This window comes from Vibrio cincinnatiensis DSM 19608 (assembly GCF_900167345.1).
Taxonomy (GTDB): Bacteria; Pseudomonadota; Gammaproteobacteria; order Enterobacterales; family Vibrionaceae; genus Vibrio; species Vibrio cincinnatiensis.
Genome location: NZ_FUXB01000010.1, coordinates 1 through 16,468 on the forward strand (window position 1 = coordinate 1; position 16,468 = coordinate 16,468).

Genomic DNA, 16,468 nt, shown 5'->3' on the forward strand with positions numbered 1-16,468 from the left:
CTTGGCGACCATAGCGTTTTGGACCCACCTGATTCCATGCCGAACTCAGCAGTGAAACGAAACAGCGTCGATGGTAGTGTGGGGTCTCCCCATGTGAGAGTAGAACATCGCCAGGCTTTTATACTTGTGTTTAGACTTAAGGTCTGAAGACAAAAGCTCAATAAAGCAGCCAATGAGACTTTATCGAGTAAAAGACAATGTGGAGCGGTAGTTCAGTTGGTTAGAATACCGGCCTGTCACGCCGGGGGTCGCGGGTTCGAGTCCCGTCCGCTCCGCCACTGACATGAATCCCTAGTAGCGATACTAGGGATTTTTTGTTTCTGCGTTTATCACATCAATTGGTATACCCATCTGACATATTCACCGGTTCCCCCCCCCTCTTTGTGACACATTTTCTGTACTTAAGACTGCTATTCAAAGCTCAATCCTAGTCGACGTTCCATCGTCTAGGGAACCTTGCTGTTATCCTCAAAGGTGTAAGTATCTATAAGGCCTTGGTTTGTTAGAGAGTCTTGTCTGAATCCGATTCACACCGATTCAATAGGAGCTTGTTTGGGTGAGTAGGAGAAGTTTGATGATGGTAACGTTCTTCACAATAGCATTTCTGTGCCATCCTAATCCCTTAGCTCTTAGTACTATTGGACGCTGAGCTACAGCTTGAAAAAGTTGGAGTATGATTTCTGGATATAAAAAAGCAGAGTTCTGTAACCCTGCTTTCTGTAGAATTCGTTTCTATGTCTGTTTCGAGTTACTGACTTGTATTGTTAGTGTCAGTTTCAAGTTTTTGCTCTGCTTTTTTCGCTTTTTCAATCATGGGGGTAATTGTTGATCCTTGGACTAAAATGGAGAAAACGACAACGGCATAAGTCATTACCATTAGAATCTCTTTTACATCGATTAACTTATCAGGGATCACCATGACTCCAGCAGGAATTGATAAGGCCATCGCTAAGGCTAAGCCACCACGTAACCCACCCCAAGTTAGAATTTTTACAGACCACGGATTATATCGGCGGTAACGTTTAAAGCCGAGGTATGAGATAAAAACGCTGAAGTAACGGCCAGCAAGTACTAGCGGTATTGAAAATGCCATTAATATCCAGTCTTCTTTATGGAATTCAAACAGTAGCATTGACATACCAATCAATAGAAACAGTACGCCATTTAAAAACTCATCGATCAATTCCCAAAAGTGGTCTAAATGTTCTTCACTCTCTTTTGAAAAACCGATAAAACGGGTCCAATTACCAATCATAATACCCGATACCACCATCGCTAATGGACCAGAAACATGGATAACATCAGCAAAAACATAGCCTGCTGTGGGAATACCAATGGTCAGTAATAGCTCCATTGAGTGGTCATTGGTGGCACTAATCAAATAATGGAATAAGAGTCCAAGAAAGAAGCCATAAACAATACCGCCTATTGCTTCTTGAGCAAAAAGAGCGCTGACACTGAGGATGGTCGGAGTTTCATGACCAAAGGCAATAATGAATAAGGTCACAAAAATCACCAAACCAAACCCATCATTAAATAAGGATTCACCTTCTATCTGAGTAGAGATCCGTTTAGGCGCATCAAGTTTCTTGACGATGGCGAGTACAGCAATGGGGTCTGTTGGTGAGATCAGAGAGCCAAACAGTAAGCAATAGATCAGATCAAGCTGAATTCCGATAAACTGACAGAAAACGTAAAGGGCAAAGCCAATAAAAAAGGTAGAGAAGAGAGTCGCACCTAAGGCTAAAACCGTGATTTCCCACTTTTGATCTTTTAGGTTAGGTAGTTTAATGCCTAGCCCGCCAGCAAAAAGTAAAAATCCAAGAATGCCTTTAAGTAGAAAACTTTCAAAGTTGATGCTAGTGATAGTTTCTGTAGCTATTTGCGCGAGATGGAACCAATCATTTTGCCCAGCAAGAATGATTAATAATGACAGCATCATTGACCCAGCAGTGATTGCAATGGTGGTTTGCATTTTGACAATTTTGCTATTAATAAAAGCAATCATCATTGCGGCTGCTGATAAAAAGCATAAGGTATAGTAGACCGACATTGTTTTCTCATTATGTAACAAATTATGAGTGAAATTCTCGGTGGATTGTGAACAAATAGCAAACCTTTTCTGCGCAATATGAGCGATGTTGATGGGGAAGAAGAATAAGGTTTTAGACGTCTAGATTTCTAACTGTTCTATGGTAGGATGTGAGTAAAGACAATGGAGTGAGGCTTTACAGTGGGAAGTAGTATAAAACAAAAAATTGAAGCGCAACTCAAACAGCGTATTTTATTGATAGATGGTGGCATGGGCACCATGATTCAGGGATATCAGTTGCAAGAACGGGATTACCGCGGTGAGCGTTTTGCAAACTGGCACTGTGATGTAAAAGGGAATAATGATTTATTGGTACTGACTCAGCCTCAGTTGATCAAAGATATTCATTCCGCTTACTTAGAAGCGGGTGCGGATATTCTTGAAACCAATACCTTTAATGCAACCACGATTGCCATGGCTGATTACGACATGCAATCATTCAGTGCAGAAATTAACTTCGCCGCAGCCCAATTGGCACGTGAAGCGGCCGATGAATGGACGGCTAAAACACCGAATAAACCCCGTTATGTCGCCGGTGTATTAGGGCCAACCAACCGGACATGCTCTCTTTCACCTGATGTTAACGATCCAGGATATCGAAACATTACTTTTGATCAACTCGTGATTGCCTATTCAGAATCGACCCGTGCTTTAATCAAAGGTGGCAGTGACCTTATTCTGATTGAAACGATCTTTGATACTCTGAATGCGAAAGCTTGTGCATTTGCTGTGGATTCTGTTTTTGAAGAGTTAGGTGTGACTTTGCCTGTGATGATCTCAGGGACGATCACCGACGCATCAGGCCGTACGCTCTCAGGTCAAACCACAGAAGCCTTTTACAATTCCCTACGCCATGTTCGGCCACTCTCTTTCGGTCTTAACTGTGCTTTAGGGCCGGATGAACTTCGACAATATGTTGCAGAACTGGCTCGGATCTCTGAAAGCTATGTTTCTGTCCATCCTAATGCTGGTTTACCGAATGCTTTTGGTGAATACGATCTCTCTGCGGAAGAGATGGCTGAGCATATTGCGGAATGGGCAGCCTCCGGCTTTTTAAACTTAGTGGGAGGGTGCTGTGGAACAACACCTGAGCACATTGCTGCAATGGCGAAAGCGGTGGAGGGGATAACACCTCGTGCTTTACCTGACCTCAAAGTGGAGTGTCGTTTATCTGGCTTAGAACCACTCAATATTGGTAAAGACACCTTGTTTGTTAACGTGGGGGAGCGGACTAATGTCACGGGCTCCGCTCGCTTTAAACGGCTCATTAGAGAAGAACAATATGACGAAGCACTCGAGGTTGCCAGAGAACAAGTGGCGAATGGTGCACAAATCATCGATATCAATATGGATGAAGGGATGTTGGATGCCGAAGCCTGCATGGTTCGATTTTTACAGCTGTGTGCTTCTGAACCTGAAATATCCAAAGTACCGATTATGGTTGATTCCTCTAAGTGGGAGGTGATTGAGGCTGGTCTCAAATGCATTCAAGGCAAAGGCATTGTGAACTCTATCTCTCTAAAAGAAGGGAAAGATAAATTTGTTGAACAAGCCAAATTAGTCCGTCGCTATGGTGCAGCTGTGATTGTTATGGCGTTTGATGAAGTCGGCCAAGCCGATACGAAAGAACGAAAAGTTGAAATATGCAGCAATGCTTATCGAATCTTAGTCGATGAAGTGGGCTTTCCTGCGGAAGATATTATTTTTGACCCTAATATTTTTGCAGTAGCAACGGGCATTGATGAACATAATAATTATGCGGTGGATTTTATTGAAGCCGTTGCGGATATTAAGCACAACCTACCACATGCGATGATTTCTGGCGGCGTTTCTAATGTTTCCTTCTCATTTCGTGGTAATAACTATGTTCGAGAAGCGATTCATGCCGTTTTCCTCTATCACTGCTTTAAAAATGGCATGGATATGGGCATTGTTAACGCCGGTCAGCTTGAAATTTACGACAATGTCCCCTTGTCTTTACGTGAAGCGGTGGAAGATGTCGTACTTAACCGTCGACCAGATTCAACAGAACGTTTATTAGAGATAGCAGAACAGTACCGAGAAAATGCAGTAGGTAAGGCTGATGATCCGGCACTATTAGCGTGGCGAACTTGGCCGGTGGAAAAGCGTTTAGAACACGCTTTGGTGAAAGGCATTACCGAGTTTATTGTCGAAGATACGGAAGAAGCTCGTCAGCAAGCATCCAGACCGATAGATGTGATTGAAGGCCCATTAATGGATGGGATGAACGTGGTGGGCGATCTGTTTGGTGAAGGAAAGATGTTCTTACCCCAAGTGGTAAAATCTGCACGAGTCATGAAACAAGCCGTCGCCTATTTAGAACCTTATATTAATGCGCTGAAACAAGCCGGCTCGACCAATGGCAAAATCTTGCTTGCCACGGTGAAAGGGGATGTACATGACATTGGTAAAAATATTGTCGGTGTGGTTTTGCAATGTAATAACTATGACATTATTGATCTTGGGGTTATGGTCCCTTGTGAGCAGATCTTAAAGGTTGCTCGTGAAGAGAAGGTTGATATTATCGGTCTTTCAGGGTTGATCACTCCGTCGCTGGATGAAATGGTACATGTAGCGAAAGAAATGGAACGACAAGGTTTTGAGTTGCCTCTTCTTATCGGTGGTGCAACCACATCGAAAGCACACACGGCGGTAAAAATTGAACAGAACTACCGTCATCCCGTGGTTTATGTCAATAATGCTTCTCGGGCCGTTGGGGTCTGTTCCTCATTATTATCCGATGAATTGCGCCCCGCTTTTGTAGAAAAACTGAATTTAGATTATGAGCGCACCCGAGATCAACATGCGAGAAAAAAACCGAAAACTCGCCCTGTGAGCCTAGAAAAAGCACGAGCCAATAAAGCGACCATAGATTGGCAATCTTATACGCCTCCAGCTCCAGCTAAACCGGGTATCCATGTTTTTGAAACCTGCTCTATTGCGACCTTACGGCATTATATTGATTGGACGCCTTTCTTTATGACTTGGTCTTTGATGGGGAAATACCCCACCATATTACAGCATGAAGAAGTAGGGGAAGAGGCTCAACGTCTATTTAATGATGCAAATGAACTGCTTGATAGGGTTGAACGGGAAGGTCTCTTACAAGCTAAAGGGATCTGTGGACTATTTCCTGCCGCTAGTATGGGGGATGACATTGAAGTCTATACCGATGAAACTCGTTCAGACGTCGCGCATGTTCTGCACCATCTAAGACAGCAAACAGAAAAGCCAAAGGGGGCTAACTATTGCTTAGCGGACTATATTGCCCCGAAATCGAGCGGTAAAAAAGATTGGATTGGTGCTTTTGCGGTTACTGGGGGAATTGGTGAGCGAGAGTTAGCCGATGCTTATAAAGCACAAGGGGATGATTATAACGCAATCATGATCCAAGCGGTCGCTGATCGTTTAGCGGAAGCTTTTGCGGAATATCTACATGAACAGGTTCGAAAGGAAATTTGGGGTTATGCGCCTGATGAAAACCTGGCTAATGACGATCTGATTCGAGAAAAATATCAAGGCATTCGTCCAGCCCCTGGCTACCCAGCTTGTCCAGAACACACAGAAAAAGGAACCTTGTGGAAGATGCTGAACGTGGAGGACATGATCGGTATGTCATTGACTTCAAGTTATGCGATGTGGCCCGGTTCTTCTGTTTCTGGGTGGTATTTCTCTCATCCAGACTCGCGTTACTTTGCCGTTGCTCAGATCCAAGACGATCAAGTGCAGAGTTATGCAGAGCGAAAAGGGTGGGATAGTGTGACGGCCGAAAAGTGGTTAGGCCCAAATATTAACGGCTAACTGTTCAATAAAAAAAGAAGGTCACTATCGGTGACCTTCTTTTTAGTTTTTCTGAACGATTATGCTTGTTCAAACAGTTCGTGATGCAGTTTTTGAATCACCTGTTTGGCATCATTGCTATTGACTAAAAAGCACAGATTATGGGCACTGGCACCATAGCAGATCATTCTCAGGTTAAAGGTTTCTAGTGCTCCAAACACCTGTTTAGCATACCCAGGGCGCTCTTTCATTTTGTTCCCAATTAATGCCACTAAACAGAGGTCGTGTTCCACTTCAACGGTGCAAAGCTCTGCTAACTCTTCGCGTACTGCTTGTGGTAATTCGGGATTGCCACCAGAAGTATCCGTTTTATCTAACGTTAGAGAGACGCTGATTTCAGAGGTTGTGATGAGATCAACCGAGATTTTATGTTTCGCTAAAATCTCAAAAACTTTGGCTAGAAAACCGTAAGCATGGAACATTTTAGCACTGCGTAATGTCACCATTGTCTGATTACAACGCAGGGCTAACGCTCGAAATAATGGGGAGCTTTCTACTTCTTGGCGAATCCACGTTCCCCCTTTTTCCGGCTCTTTGGATGATCCGACAAAAACTGGAATGCCATGGCGAAGTGCTGGTACTAAGGTGGATGGGTGGAGAATTTTGGCACCAAAATTTGCCATTTCCGAGGCTTCACTAAAGCTAATTTCAGCAATCGGAGACGCTTTGGGAGCGATGCGGGGGTCAGTCGTATAAATACCGGGAACATCAGTCCAAATTTCTAAACCACACGCTTGTAGCGATTCTGCGAGTAGCGCGGCTGAATAGTCACTTCCTCCACGTCCCAAAGTGGTTGTATTGCCCTGTTCATCAGAACCAATAAAGCCTTGAGTAATGACGACGTGTTGTTGGCACAGTGGTAATAATTGTTTTTGCGCTAATTGTTTTAGTTCTTCGACCTGTGGCTCGGCCCGGCCATAATGCGCATCGGTTCGCATGACTTGGCGAATATCAAAGCGTTGAGCATCGACGCCACGTTCACGCATTAATTGCGTTAAAATATGGGTCGACATTAATTCTCCGCAGGCGACTAAGTGATCAGTCAGCTTTTTGCTGGTTTGAAATGATGCAGCTTCTGCGGCACTGGCGACACTCTCTAAGATAGCATTCACTTCTGCGGCTACCGTGGTTGTATTTGAGAGCTGTTCGATGATCGAATGGTGGATTTCTGCCAATTTTTTAATAATGGCTTGGCGCTCTTCAGGTACTTGAATACCACTAGCGAGTTCAACTAATAGATTGGTTACTCCAGAACAGGCACTGATCACAACAAGTTTGGTTTGTGGGTTTTGTTCGATGATAGCAGAGCAACAGCTCATCGCTTCGAAGTTTGCGACACTGGTTCCGCCAAATTTGGCCACATTTAATGCGCTCACGGCACTTCTCCCGATATTTCCTATAAATAAAACGGTTGGTAAACCAACTTCCAATGTATGAAGAGAGACAATTTAGAGCAAAATAGAGGGGTAACAACTGGTAGGTTTCCTCAGAAGCTCTTCATCAGCGGATTCTGATGACAGTTGATAGGATTCAGCCCAATCAACCGATAAATCAAAGCCTCACCTTTGGTTTATCTCGGCACTACTCCCCCTAAATGTCCTGTTTGGGAGTTGAGGCTCCACAAAACATCTACCTGGGTAGTGCTCCTCTTCTGCTTAAATAGCCTATTCATTGAACGGTTTTGTCTCATGAATGTCAATCGTAAATGTTTGATAAAATGAAAATAAAAAGGGCTAAAATGTGAAACTGGTTTGACCTCTAGACTTCAGTCGAATTGTGACCAAGAAGGATTTGCATTAACCTTGATGTTCTTACTCTAAAAAGCAAGGAGTTGCTATGAGCATCCACAGTTTTATGCCCCCTCATCGTGTACTGATGGGACCGGGCCCATCAGATATTTACCCGCAAGTATTACAAGCGTTGAGCCGTCCAACACTTGGCCACCTTGATCCACTTTTTATTGGAATGATGGATGAGCTGAAACAGTTATTAAAATATGCGTTTCAGACCGAAAATGAATTCACTATTGCGGTTTCCGCTCCTGGTAGTGCGGGAATGGAGGCTTGTTTTGTTAACTTAGTCGAGCCTGGCGATAAAGTCATTGTCTGTCGTAACGGAGTCTTTGGCGAGCGAATGAGGGAAAATGCGGTTCGCTGTGGAGGCGAGGTTATTGTTGTTGATGATGAGTGGGGTAAGCCTGTCTCGGTAGATAAAGTCGCAGAAACGCTTCAACAGCATCCTGATGCGAAAATTTTAGCCTTTGTGCATGCTGAAACTTCAACGGGCGCGTTAAGTGATGCACAAGCATTAGGTCAATTAGCGAAACAGCATAATATGCTGACGATTGTGGATGCGGTGACTTCTTTAGGAGGGGTTCCACTCTTGGTGGATGAATGGCAATTAGATGCTGTCTATTCCGGCAGTCAAAAATGCCTTTCTTGCGTACCGGGGCTTGCACCTTTAACCTTTTCGCCTAAAGCAATAGAGAAAATTCAATCTCGAACAACGCCTATTCAAAGTTGGTTTTTAGATCAAAGTTTAGTCTTAGGGTATTGGAGTGGGGAAGGAAAGCGTAGTTACCACCATACGGCCCCTGTGAATAGTTTATACGCGTTGCATGAAGCATTATTGTTACTCAAAAATGAGGGGCTAGAAAATGCGTGGGCCCGCCATCAACGGATGCATAAGAAACTCAAACAAGGGCTAGAAAAATTAGGGTTGACGTTTGTGGTTGATGAAGCCAGCCGCCTGCCTCAACTCAATGCCGTTTATATTCCTTCTGGCGTCGACGATGTCGCGGTTCGTCATTACCTTCTGAATGAATACAATTTAGAATTAGGGGCGGGGTTAGGCGTGTTAGCTGGCAAAGCCTGGCGTATCGGTGTCATGGGATACGGAGCAAGGTCTGAAAATATCGCTCTTTGCCTTAAAGCGCTAGAAGAGGTGCTTGCTTCGTGAGCATTGCTTTCGCCAAGCGCTCACTCATCGTTTGGCGAATGAAGAGGCAGTTTTAACCCGCCGATACGCTGGCTGAGCTTTCGGTGGGTTGTTGGTCAAGTTGTGGACTGAAATCATATTCAGGGAAAAGAAATTCAGCCTCAAATCGAATTTGTTCCGCTCGGCTATAATCCCCCACGCCTTGATAGGCTAAAATCAAATTGTGATAAAACATTGGGCGTGGCTTATGTCTGATGACTTGTTGTGACCAATCAATATAAGGTTGGATGTACTTCTCTTGTTGTTGATGCAAGCCGAGGTTCAAGTAAGTGCTGTAGATGGCCCAATCTAAACGATCCTTCCACACCACGGGGTTGGTGACTTTTTGTAAAATGCTTGGATCTTTAGGATAAGATTTTTCAAACTGAGTCAGTATGTAATTACTGTGTAAGGCGCTGACCATGTAAAGGCTGGTGGCTATTGGCAGCATTAAACTTGTGACACGTAATAAAGATTTACTGATTTGGCTAAAGGGAATGAAATGGTATCTTGCGACTCGCTGCTCTATCCAAAACAATAAAATGATGAAGCTTATCCAATGAATGGCCGAATGGTAGAACGGATACTCGAGTTGATTATGCAAAGTGATAGGAACCAATAAGGCGAGCATCGCTCGTCTTGTGCCTTTTTTCGCTGAACGTAAGCGGATCAAGACAAACCCCGCCGCGAGTACAATACCCACTAAAGGCAATAATCCACCTTCTACCCCCCAAAATAAGAGCTCGTTATGAGGATGATCCATCGCAGCAAGACCAGCCGGATAGTTTGGATTGAGTTGATGTTGCCGAGCGGTGTAAAGAATATATTGAGTTTCAAAATTTCCATACCCATAACCTGTGAAGGGTTTTTCAATCAGCATGTCCAGCGTTTGTAGGAAAGTGTGCTGGCGAGCACTTTCGAATCCTAATTTTTGAGCAATTCGTTCGCCAGTGCTCTGGCTATACATAGCAATAAAGCCGAGTAAGACACCCGCTAGTGAGGCTATAATCCAGTTAATAAAACGCTGTCTTGGTGAAAAGCGATATAAATAGGGTAAGAGTAATATTACCCCAATCAGTGTCCCCAGCCAGCCAGTGCGTGAGGCTAAAACCATCAACAAAGGTAGCGTGAGTAAGGGGGTTAAATAAAGTAAACCAACTTCTCTGAGGTGTTTGTTGTATTTTTTTGGTTGGCGAGCCAGTAGGTAGCCTGAGAGAATGAGTCCAGTTGCGAGAAAACTGGCCATGACATTCGGTTGCTGAAAAATACCATAAGGGCGGTTGGTAATGGTATCGTATCCGAATGGGTTGCCGGAGGATAAACAGAAGTATTGGAATAGTCCCCACAACGACTGAATAAGGCAAGCGAGTATGATATACCAAAGCAGGCGTTGCTTGTGCTTATTACTAAAATGGAATTGTTGTAAAACGACAAAGAAAACCAAGCCTGCCCATAACCCAGTCAGCCGACCGAGACTTCCTTGCCAATAAGCGTTAGTGTAAAAAATAGGGAGAGAAAGAATGATGCAACAAAGCAATAGAATTAAGGTGAGTTTAGAATAACGAATCACCTGGTAAGTCGCTAATTGATATAGGCCGATGGCAATGGCAATGCTGACGGCAATCCAAGTGGTGGGGTTAAAAGATAAAGCCAGCCCCGAGCCTCCTGGATTTGGCATGAAAAAATGCATCGCCACTAAATAAGCACATCCCACTGCGAGAAGAAATGCTTTATTTAACGGAGCTTTCGGTGTTTGGGGCTCAAGCTGTGTACCGCTCAGTAGCAAGGTTGCCATAAGTCTCACTATCTATAATGAAAAAAGAAACCAGTACTAAGTGACTGGTTTCTGTACTTTAACGCTTTTTTTTATCTCAATATAGGGTTATCCCATCAATATTGGTTTTAGAAAGCGGGCGGTGTGCGATCCTTCGACTTGCGCCACATCTTCCGGAGTTCCTTCGGCAATAATTAATCCACCACCTTGCCCTCCTTCAGGACCCAGATCAACGATCCAGTCAGCGGTTTTAATCACATCAAGGTTGTGTTCAATAACCACCACCGTATTCCCTCTGTCGCGTAAACGGTGCAGAACGGTTAACAACTGTTGAATATCGTGAAAATGCAGCCCGGTTGTCGGTTCATCAAGGATATACAAGGTTTTTCCTGTATCCCGCTTAGATAGCTCACGAGCCAGTTTAACCCTCTGTGCTTCGCCTCCAGACAAAGTGGTCGCCGATTGTCCTAACCGAATATAGGATAAACCTACATCGATTAACGTTTGTAATTTGCGTGCAATAACGGGAATGGGTTTGAAAAAGGTATGAGCATCTTCGATGGTCATATCCAAAACTTCATCAATGGTTTTCCCTTTATAGCGAACTTCCAATGTTTCGCGGTTGTAACGTTTTCCTTTACATGCATCACAAGGGACGTACACATCGGGTAAAAAGTGCATTTCAACTTTGATGACACCATCGCCCTGGCAAGCTTCACAGCGTCCTCCTCGTACGTTAAAACTGAATCGCCCTGGCTTATAACCGCGAGAGCGAGACTCTTGAGTCCCAGAGAAAAGCTCTCGGATTGGGGTGAAAATTCCCGTATAGGTGGCAGGGTTAGAACGAGGTGTACGGCCTATTGGACTTTGATCAATATCGATAACTTTATCAAAGTGTTCTAGCCCTTTGATGTCTTTATAAGGTGCTGGTGTCGCGGTTGTTGCGCCGTTTAATGCTGTGTGCGCAATACTAAAAAAGGTATCATTAATTAAGGTGGATTTACCCGAGCCAGAGACACCAGTAACACAAGTGAATAGACCCACCGGAAGTGAGAGGGTGACATTTTTTAGGTTATTGCCTGAAGCACCAATCAACTGGACGATTTTCTTAGGATCTCGTGCAACGCGCTGCTTGGGAACCTCGATTTTCTTCTCGCCACTTAGATATTGGCCTGTTAGTGAATCGGGCGTGGCAATGATTTTTTCCACATCCCCTTCTGCGACAATTGTTCCTCCATGTACGCCAGCCCCAGGGCCAATATCAATGACATGATCCGCCATACGAATGGCATCTTCGTCATGTTCGACCACTAAAACCGTGTTACCAAGATCTCTTAAGTGGATTAAGGTTTTAAGCAAGCGTTCATTGTCTCGTTGATGAAGGCCAATCGAAGGTTCATCCAACACATACATAACGCCCACTAATCCCGCTCCAATTTGGCTCGCTAAGCGTATACGTTGGGCTTCACCACCAGACAGCGTTTCAGCACTTCGTGATAAGTTTAGATAATTCAGACCAACATTGACCAGAAATTGTAGGCGGTCATTGATCTCTTTCATGACTTTATCGGCAATTTGTGCTCGTTGACCTTCTAATTGGAGTGATTGGAAAAACGTTAATGCATCGGCAATGCTCAGTTCGACCACTTCAGGCAATGCTGTGTTATTAATAAACACGTTCCGAGCTTCAATGCGTAAACGTGTACCATGGCAACTGGCGCAGGGTTTGGTCGAGATATATTTCACTAACTCTTCACGTACGGAGTTGGACTCGGTTTCTCGATAGCGACGTTCTAAGTTATGCAAAATCCCTTCAAAAGGATGACGTTTTACCCGAGTGTCTCCTCGATCATTAATATACTTAAACTCAATTTCACTGCGCCCCGATCCTTGTAAGATCACCTCTTGAATGCGTTTCGGCAGTTTATTAAAGGGGGCATGCAAATCAAAATCGTAGTGTTCAGCCAATGAGGTGAGCATTTGAAAATAGTAATAATTTTTTTGATCCCAACCTCGAATGGCCCCTTGTGCAAGGCTTAAATTTGCATCTTGAATCACTCGGCTTGGATCAAAATATTGTTGTACCCCTAAGCCATCACAGGTTGGGCATGCGCCTGCTGGGTTATTAAATGAGAATAGGCGAGGCTCCAGTTCACGCATACTATAGCCGCAGTGAGGGCAGGCAAAATTGGCCGAAAAAATCAATTCTTCACCTTCGTCTTCCATGGGAGCAATCACGACCAGTCCCCCTGACAATGTAAGCGCAGTTTCGAATGATTCGGCTAAACGTTGCTGGAGATCGCTGCGTACTTTAAAACGATCAACCACCACTTCAATGGTGTGTTTTTTATGTAATTCCAGTGTGGGTGGATCAGAAAGATCACAGGTTTCACCATCAATTCGCGCTCGAATAAACCCCTGTGCCGCTAAATTCTCTAAGGTTTTAACATGCTCCCCTTTACGCTCTTTAACGATGGGCGCCAGCAGCATCATTCTTGAGCCTTCCGGTAAAGTTAAGACTTGATCAACCATCTGGCTGATGGTTTGTGCAGCAAGAGGAACATGGTGTTCGGGGCAACGAGGTTCACCCACTCGTGCGTACAGTAAGCGTAAGTAGTCATACACCTCTGTAATGGTCCCTACGGTTGAACGTGGGTTATGAGAGGTGGATTTTTGTTCTATAGAGATAGCAGGAGAAAGCCCTTCTATATGGTCTACATCGGGCTTTTCCATTAAAGATAAAAACTGCCTTGCATAGGCGGAAAGGGATTCAACATAACGGCGCTGCCCTTCTGCATACAGAGTATCAAAGGCGAGAGAGGATTTTCCCGAGCCAGATAAACCCGTAACCACAATTAATTTATCACGGGGAATCGTCAGGTTAATATTCTTTAAATTATGGGTACGAGCGCCACGTACTTCGATTGTGTCCATCAGATCAACTCAATGTAATGCCAAGTTGCTCAAGTATTACATAGAGTGAGATGTGTGCAAAGAACCACTGGATAAAAAAACAGTAAAAAATAATACCACCCAGTGGGTGGCATTATTTACAGGGAGGTGAATCACTAAGACTTTGTTGTCGATTGTTTTGCCAGCGTGACTTGCTGTTCATTTTGTTGATATAAATGTTCGTAGCAGTAGTTTGTCGCTTCAATGTAGCCTTCTACACTTCCACAATCAAAACGTTTCCCTTTAAATTTATAGGCAAGAACACATCCCGCTTTGGCCTGTTTTAGCAAGGCATCCGTAATTTGAATTTCTCCACCTTTGCCAGGCTCGGTCTGCTCAATCAGCTCAAAAATATCAGGCGTAAGAATATAGCGACCAATGATGGCTAAGTTGCTTGGTGCAGTACCCGGTTCTGGCTTTTCGACCATATCATCGACACGGAAGAGATCGTCTTTAATCATTTCTCCCGCTATCACACCATATTTATGGGTTTCATCAGCAGGAACTTCTTGCACAGCCACAATCGAACAACGAAATTGTTTATAAAGCGCCACCATTTGCGTCAGAACGCCTTGCTGCTCATTAACGCATAAATCATCCGCCAATACGACGGCAAACGGTTCGTCGCCCACTAATTCTCGCCCGGTTAGTATGGCGTGACCTAAGCCTTTCATTTCACGCTGACGAATATAGGTAAATTGCGCTGTTTCAATAATTTGTCGAATGTCCACCAACAGCTCTTCTTTGTTGGTACCACGAATCTGATGTTCCAATTCATAGTTCATATCGAAGTGATCCATGATGGCGTGCTTGCCTCGCCCTGTCACAATACACATGCCAGTCATTCCCGCTTGAATCGCTTCTTCGACGCCATATTCAATCAGCGGTTTATTGACGACAGGCATCATTTCCTTTGGCATGGATTTGGTGGCGGGGAGAAAACGGGTGCCATAGCCAGCTGCCGGGAAAAGGCATTTTTTGATCATAGTAAAAGCCCTGTTGTTATGAATTATTAATAGAAGAAATTACGGTAACCCTTATTGCATAGGGAGAATTTGTTGGTCGTATTGTGCCTCGGTTATAAAACCAATGTGACAACATCGCGTACCGTTAAGTCTGTCTATGTTGAGTCATGAATGACAAAAGTGCTGTAACTTTACCATGTTCTGTTTTGAGTCTTTAGCACATTCTCGACCTTGTTGGCTGAAAATGTGCTGATTGGCTCATTAAGACAAGATACGTTGATTAGCCCACGCAATTGCTTGGGTTCGGTTTTTAACCGATATTTTCTTAAATATTTGGTATAGGTGGGATTTTACCGTAAATTCGCTAATGAATAAGCTTTCTGCAATGAGCATATTGGAGGCTCCTGTTTGTAAGCAGCGTAAAATCTGAAGTTCTCTTGCGGTTAGATTAATCGTTGCTTTAATTTGATGCTCTTGAAAAATGTAACGGTAATAGTGTAACAATTGGTTAGAGACATGGCGTGGCAACCAATTTTGCCCATTGATAATTTCTGCTAGCCCATTTGTTAAGTTAGCTGACGTTTCTGTTTGATAAAAAACGCCTTTCAGATGGCCAAAACTTAACAACGTATCTGTATGTAAACGTTTATCTACATTAAATAGAATGATTTCCAGATGTGAACTCGTTAGTTTTAAGGGGGCAAGACGTTGCCGAATTTGTTCGTGTTCCTGAAAATCAAAGAGTAAAATTTTGTGTTTTGAGTGCTGATAAAGATTGACGAGTTGTTCTGGTTCAATTTTTGGAATAGGGATAGCAAGTTGTTCTATTGCTTGACTGAGAATTTTTGGGGTAGCGGCTTTCTCATCTAAAGTAAGGTAGTAGATGGTTCTTGTATAATTTGATCTTGGCATGACTGCGTCCTTGAGTACGGCAAAGATTGAATAGGGTGCTAACCATGCCGAAAAATAAGGTTTGATGCGAAACTTGAATTTTTGTTTTGCGTAGTCTTTCAATGTGAAAAGTAATTAAGACTTTTATCAAAACTTAAAAAAGTGAGAGTGGCCGAAAAAAATCGATACGGCCTATCGATGATATGAAGGCGAATTGGCACACTTAGACAGGTGATTGGTACTGATAAGAAAGCATGGTATTCTTACAGACTATTTCTAAATCGAAAGATGGTAAACGGAGCAAATAATGGCAACCCGTGGTGTGAACAAAGTTATCTTGATCGGCAACTTAGGCCAAGATCCAGAGGTTCGCTATATGCCGAGTGGCGATGCGATGGTCAACTTGACTGTGGCAACTTCAGAAACTTGGCGTGATAAAGCGACCGGCGAACAACGTGAAAAAACAGAATGGCATCGTGTCTCTGTATTTGGTAAAACCGCTGAATTTATTGGTGAATATGCCAAAAAAGGCACACAAGTCTATATTGATGGACAACTACAAACTCGTAAATGGCAAGACCAGCAAGGCCAAGAGAGATACACCACTGAGGTTGTCGTTCGTTGGCCAACAGGTGAAGCTCAGATCTTAGGCAATCGAGGTCAACAAAGTGGTTCTCCAGCACAAGGTGGCATGAATCAAGGTCAACAAAGTAACTGGGGGCAGCCACAGCAGCCGGCGGCTCATTCTTCTCGACCACCGCAACAGCCTGCGGCTTCTCAGCCTCAATACAATGAACCACCAATGGATTTTGACGACGACATCCCATTCTAGTCATTTATTTGTAAAAAAAGCCGCGTATTCCGCGGCTTTTTTATATATTGAACAAGTGATTTATTATGTTGGTTATATAATTGTTGCTTATGCAGCGAGTTTGTTTATCTTTTTAACCATGCTCA

Annotated in this window: 9 protein-coding genes, 1 tRNA gene, 1 rRNA gene and 1 riboswitch; of the genes, 5 read left to right on the forward strand and 6 right to left on the reverse strand. The window is 43.7% G+C overall.

Annotated elements, in window-relative coordinates; translation table 11 throughout:
- Together rrf and B5D54_RS10275 are read left to right on the forward strand one after the other, a co-directional pair.
- A 5S ribosomal RNA gene (gene rrf, locus B5D54_RS10270) occupies positions 1 to 116 on the forward strand.
- 85 nt (positions 117 to 201) lie between these two features.
- Positions 202 to 278 (forward strand) — tRNA-Asp (locus B5D54_RS10275).
- 470 nt (positions 279 to 748) lie between these two features.
- Here the strand turns inward: B5D54_RS10275 and B5D54_RS10280 are convergent.
- Entirely contained in the window at positions 749 to 2,053 is a 1,305-nt protein-coding gene (locus B5D54_RS10280) for a cation:proton antiporter (protein WP_078926468.1), read from the reverse strand.
- 180 nt (positions 2,054 to 2,233) lie between these two features.
- Between B5D54_RS10280 and metH the strand changes: the two genes are divergently transcribed.
- Positions 2,234 to 5,914: a methionine synthase gene (gene metH, locus B5D54_RS10285; RefSeq protein ID WP_078926469.1), complete on the forward strand. Its 3,681-nt coding sequence runs from the start codon at positions 2,234 to 2,236 to the stop codon at positions 5,912 to 5,914.
- Between the two features lie 59 nt (positions 5,915 to 5,973).
- On the opposite strand, the gene lysC is transcribed toward metH, so the two are convergent.
- A complete protein-coding gene (gene lysC, locus B5D54_RS10290; protein WP_078926470.1) occupies positions 5,974 to 7,329 on the reverse strand; it encodes a lysine-sensitive aspartokinase 3 in 1,356 nt (451 codons plus the stop codon).
- Between the two features lie 106 nt (positions 7,330 to 7,435).
- A riboswitch (Lysine riboswitch) is annotated at positions 7,436 to 7,612 on the reverse strand.
- Between the two features lie 177 nt (positions 7,613 to 7,789).
- Here lysC and B5D54_RS10295 point away from each other — a divergent pair.
- Complete coding sequence (locus B5D54_RS10295) at positions 7,790 to 8,911, forward strand: pyridoxal-phosphate-dependent aminotransferase family protein (RefSeq protein ID WP_078926471.1); 1,122 nt, start codon at positions 7,790 to 7,792, stop codon at positions 8,909 to 8,911.
- Positions 8,912 to 8,963: 52 nt separating this feature from the next.
- Here B5D54_RS10295 and B5D54_RS10300 read toward each other — a convergent pair whose 3' ends face one another.
- The 4 genes from B5D54_RS10300 to B5D54_RS10315 all read right to left on the reverse strand — a co-directional run bounded on the left by B5D54_RS10300 (position 8,964) and on the right by B5D54_RS10315 (position 15,532).
- Positions 8,964 to 10,724 carry a PglL family O-oligosaccharyltransferase gene (locus tag B5D54_RS10300; RefSeq protein WP_078926472.1) on the reverse strand — a complete coding sequence of 587 codons (1,761 nt, stop codon included), beginning with the start codon at positions 10,722 to 10,724 and terminating at the stop codon, positions 8,964 to 8,966.
- Positions 10,725 to 10,811: 87 nt separating this feature from the next.
- Positions 10,812 to 13,637: an excinuclease ABC subunit UvrA gene (gene uvrA, locus B5D54_RS10305; RefSeq protein ID WP_078926473.1), complete on the reverse strand. Its 2,826-nt coding sequence runs from the start codon at positions 13,635 to 13,637 to the stop codon at positions 10,812 to 10,814.
- Between the two features lie 134 nt (positions 13,638 to 13,771).
- Positions 13,772 to 14,641, reverse strand: a complete 870-nt coding sequence (gene galU / locus B5D54_RS10310; protein ID WP_078926474.1) for a UTP--glucose-1-phosphate uridylyltransferase GalU — start codon at positions 14,639 to 14,641, stop codon at positions 13,772 to 13,774.
- A 240-nt stretch (positions 14,642 to 14,881) separates the two neighbouring features.
- The gene (locus B5D54_RS10315; protein ID WP_078926475.1) at positions 14,882 to 15,532 is read right to left on the reverse strand and encodes a LuxR C-terminal-related transcriptional regulator; all 651 of its coding nucleotides are present in this window, start codon (positions 15,530 to 15,532) and stop codon (positions 14,882 to 14,884) included.
- A gap of 286 nt (positions 15,533 to 15,818) precedes the next feature.
- Between B5D54_RS10315 and B5D54_RS10320 the strand changes: the two genes are divergently transcribed.
- Positions 15,819 to 16,343 carry a single-stranded DNA-binding protein gene (locus B5D54_RS10320; RefSeq protein ID WP_078926476.1) on the forward strand — a complete coding sequence of 175 codons (525 nt, stop codon included), beginning with the start codon at positions 15,819 to 15,821 and terminating at the stop codon, positions 16,341 to 16,343.
- Positions 16,344 to 16,468: the final 125 nt, after the last annotated feature.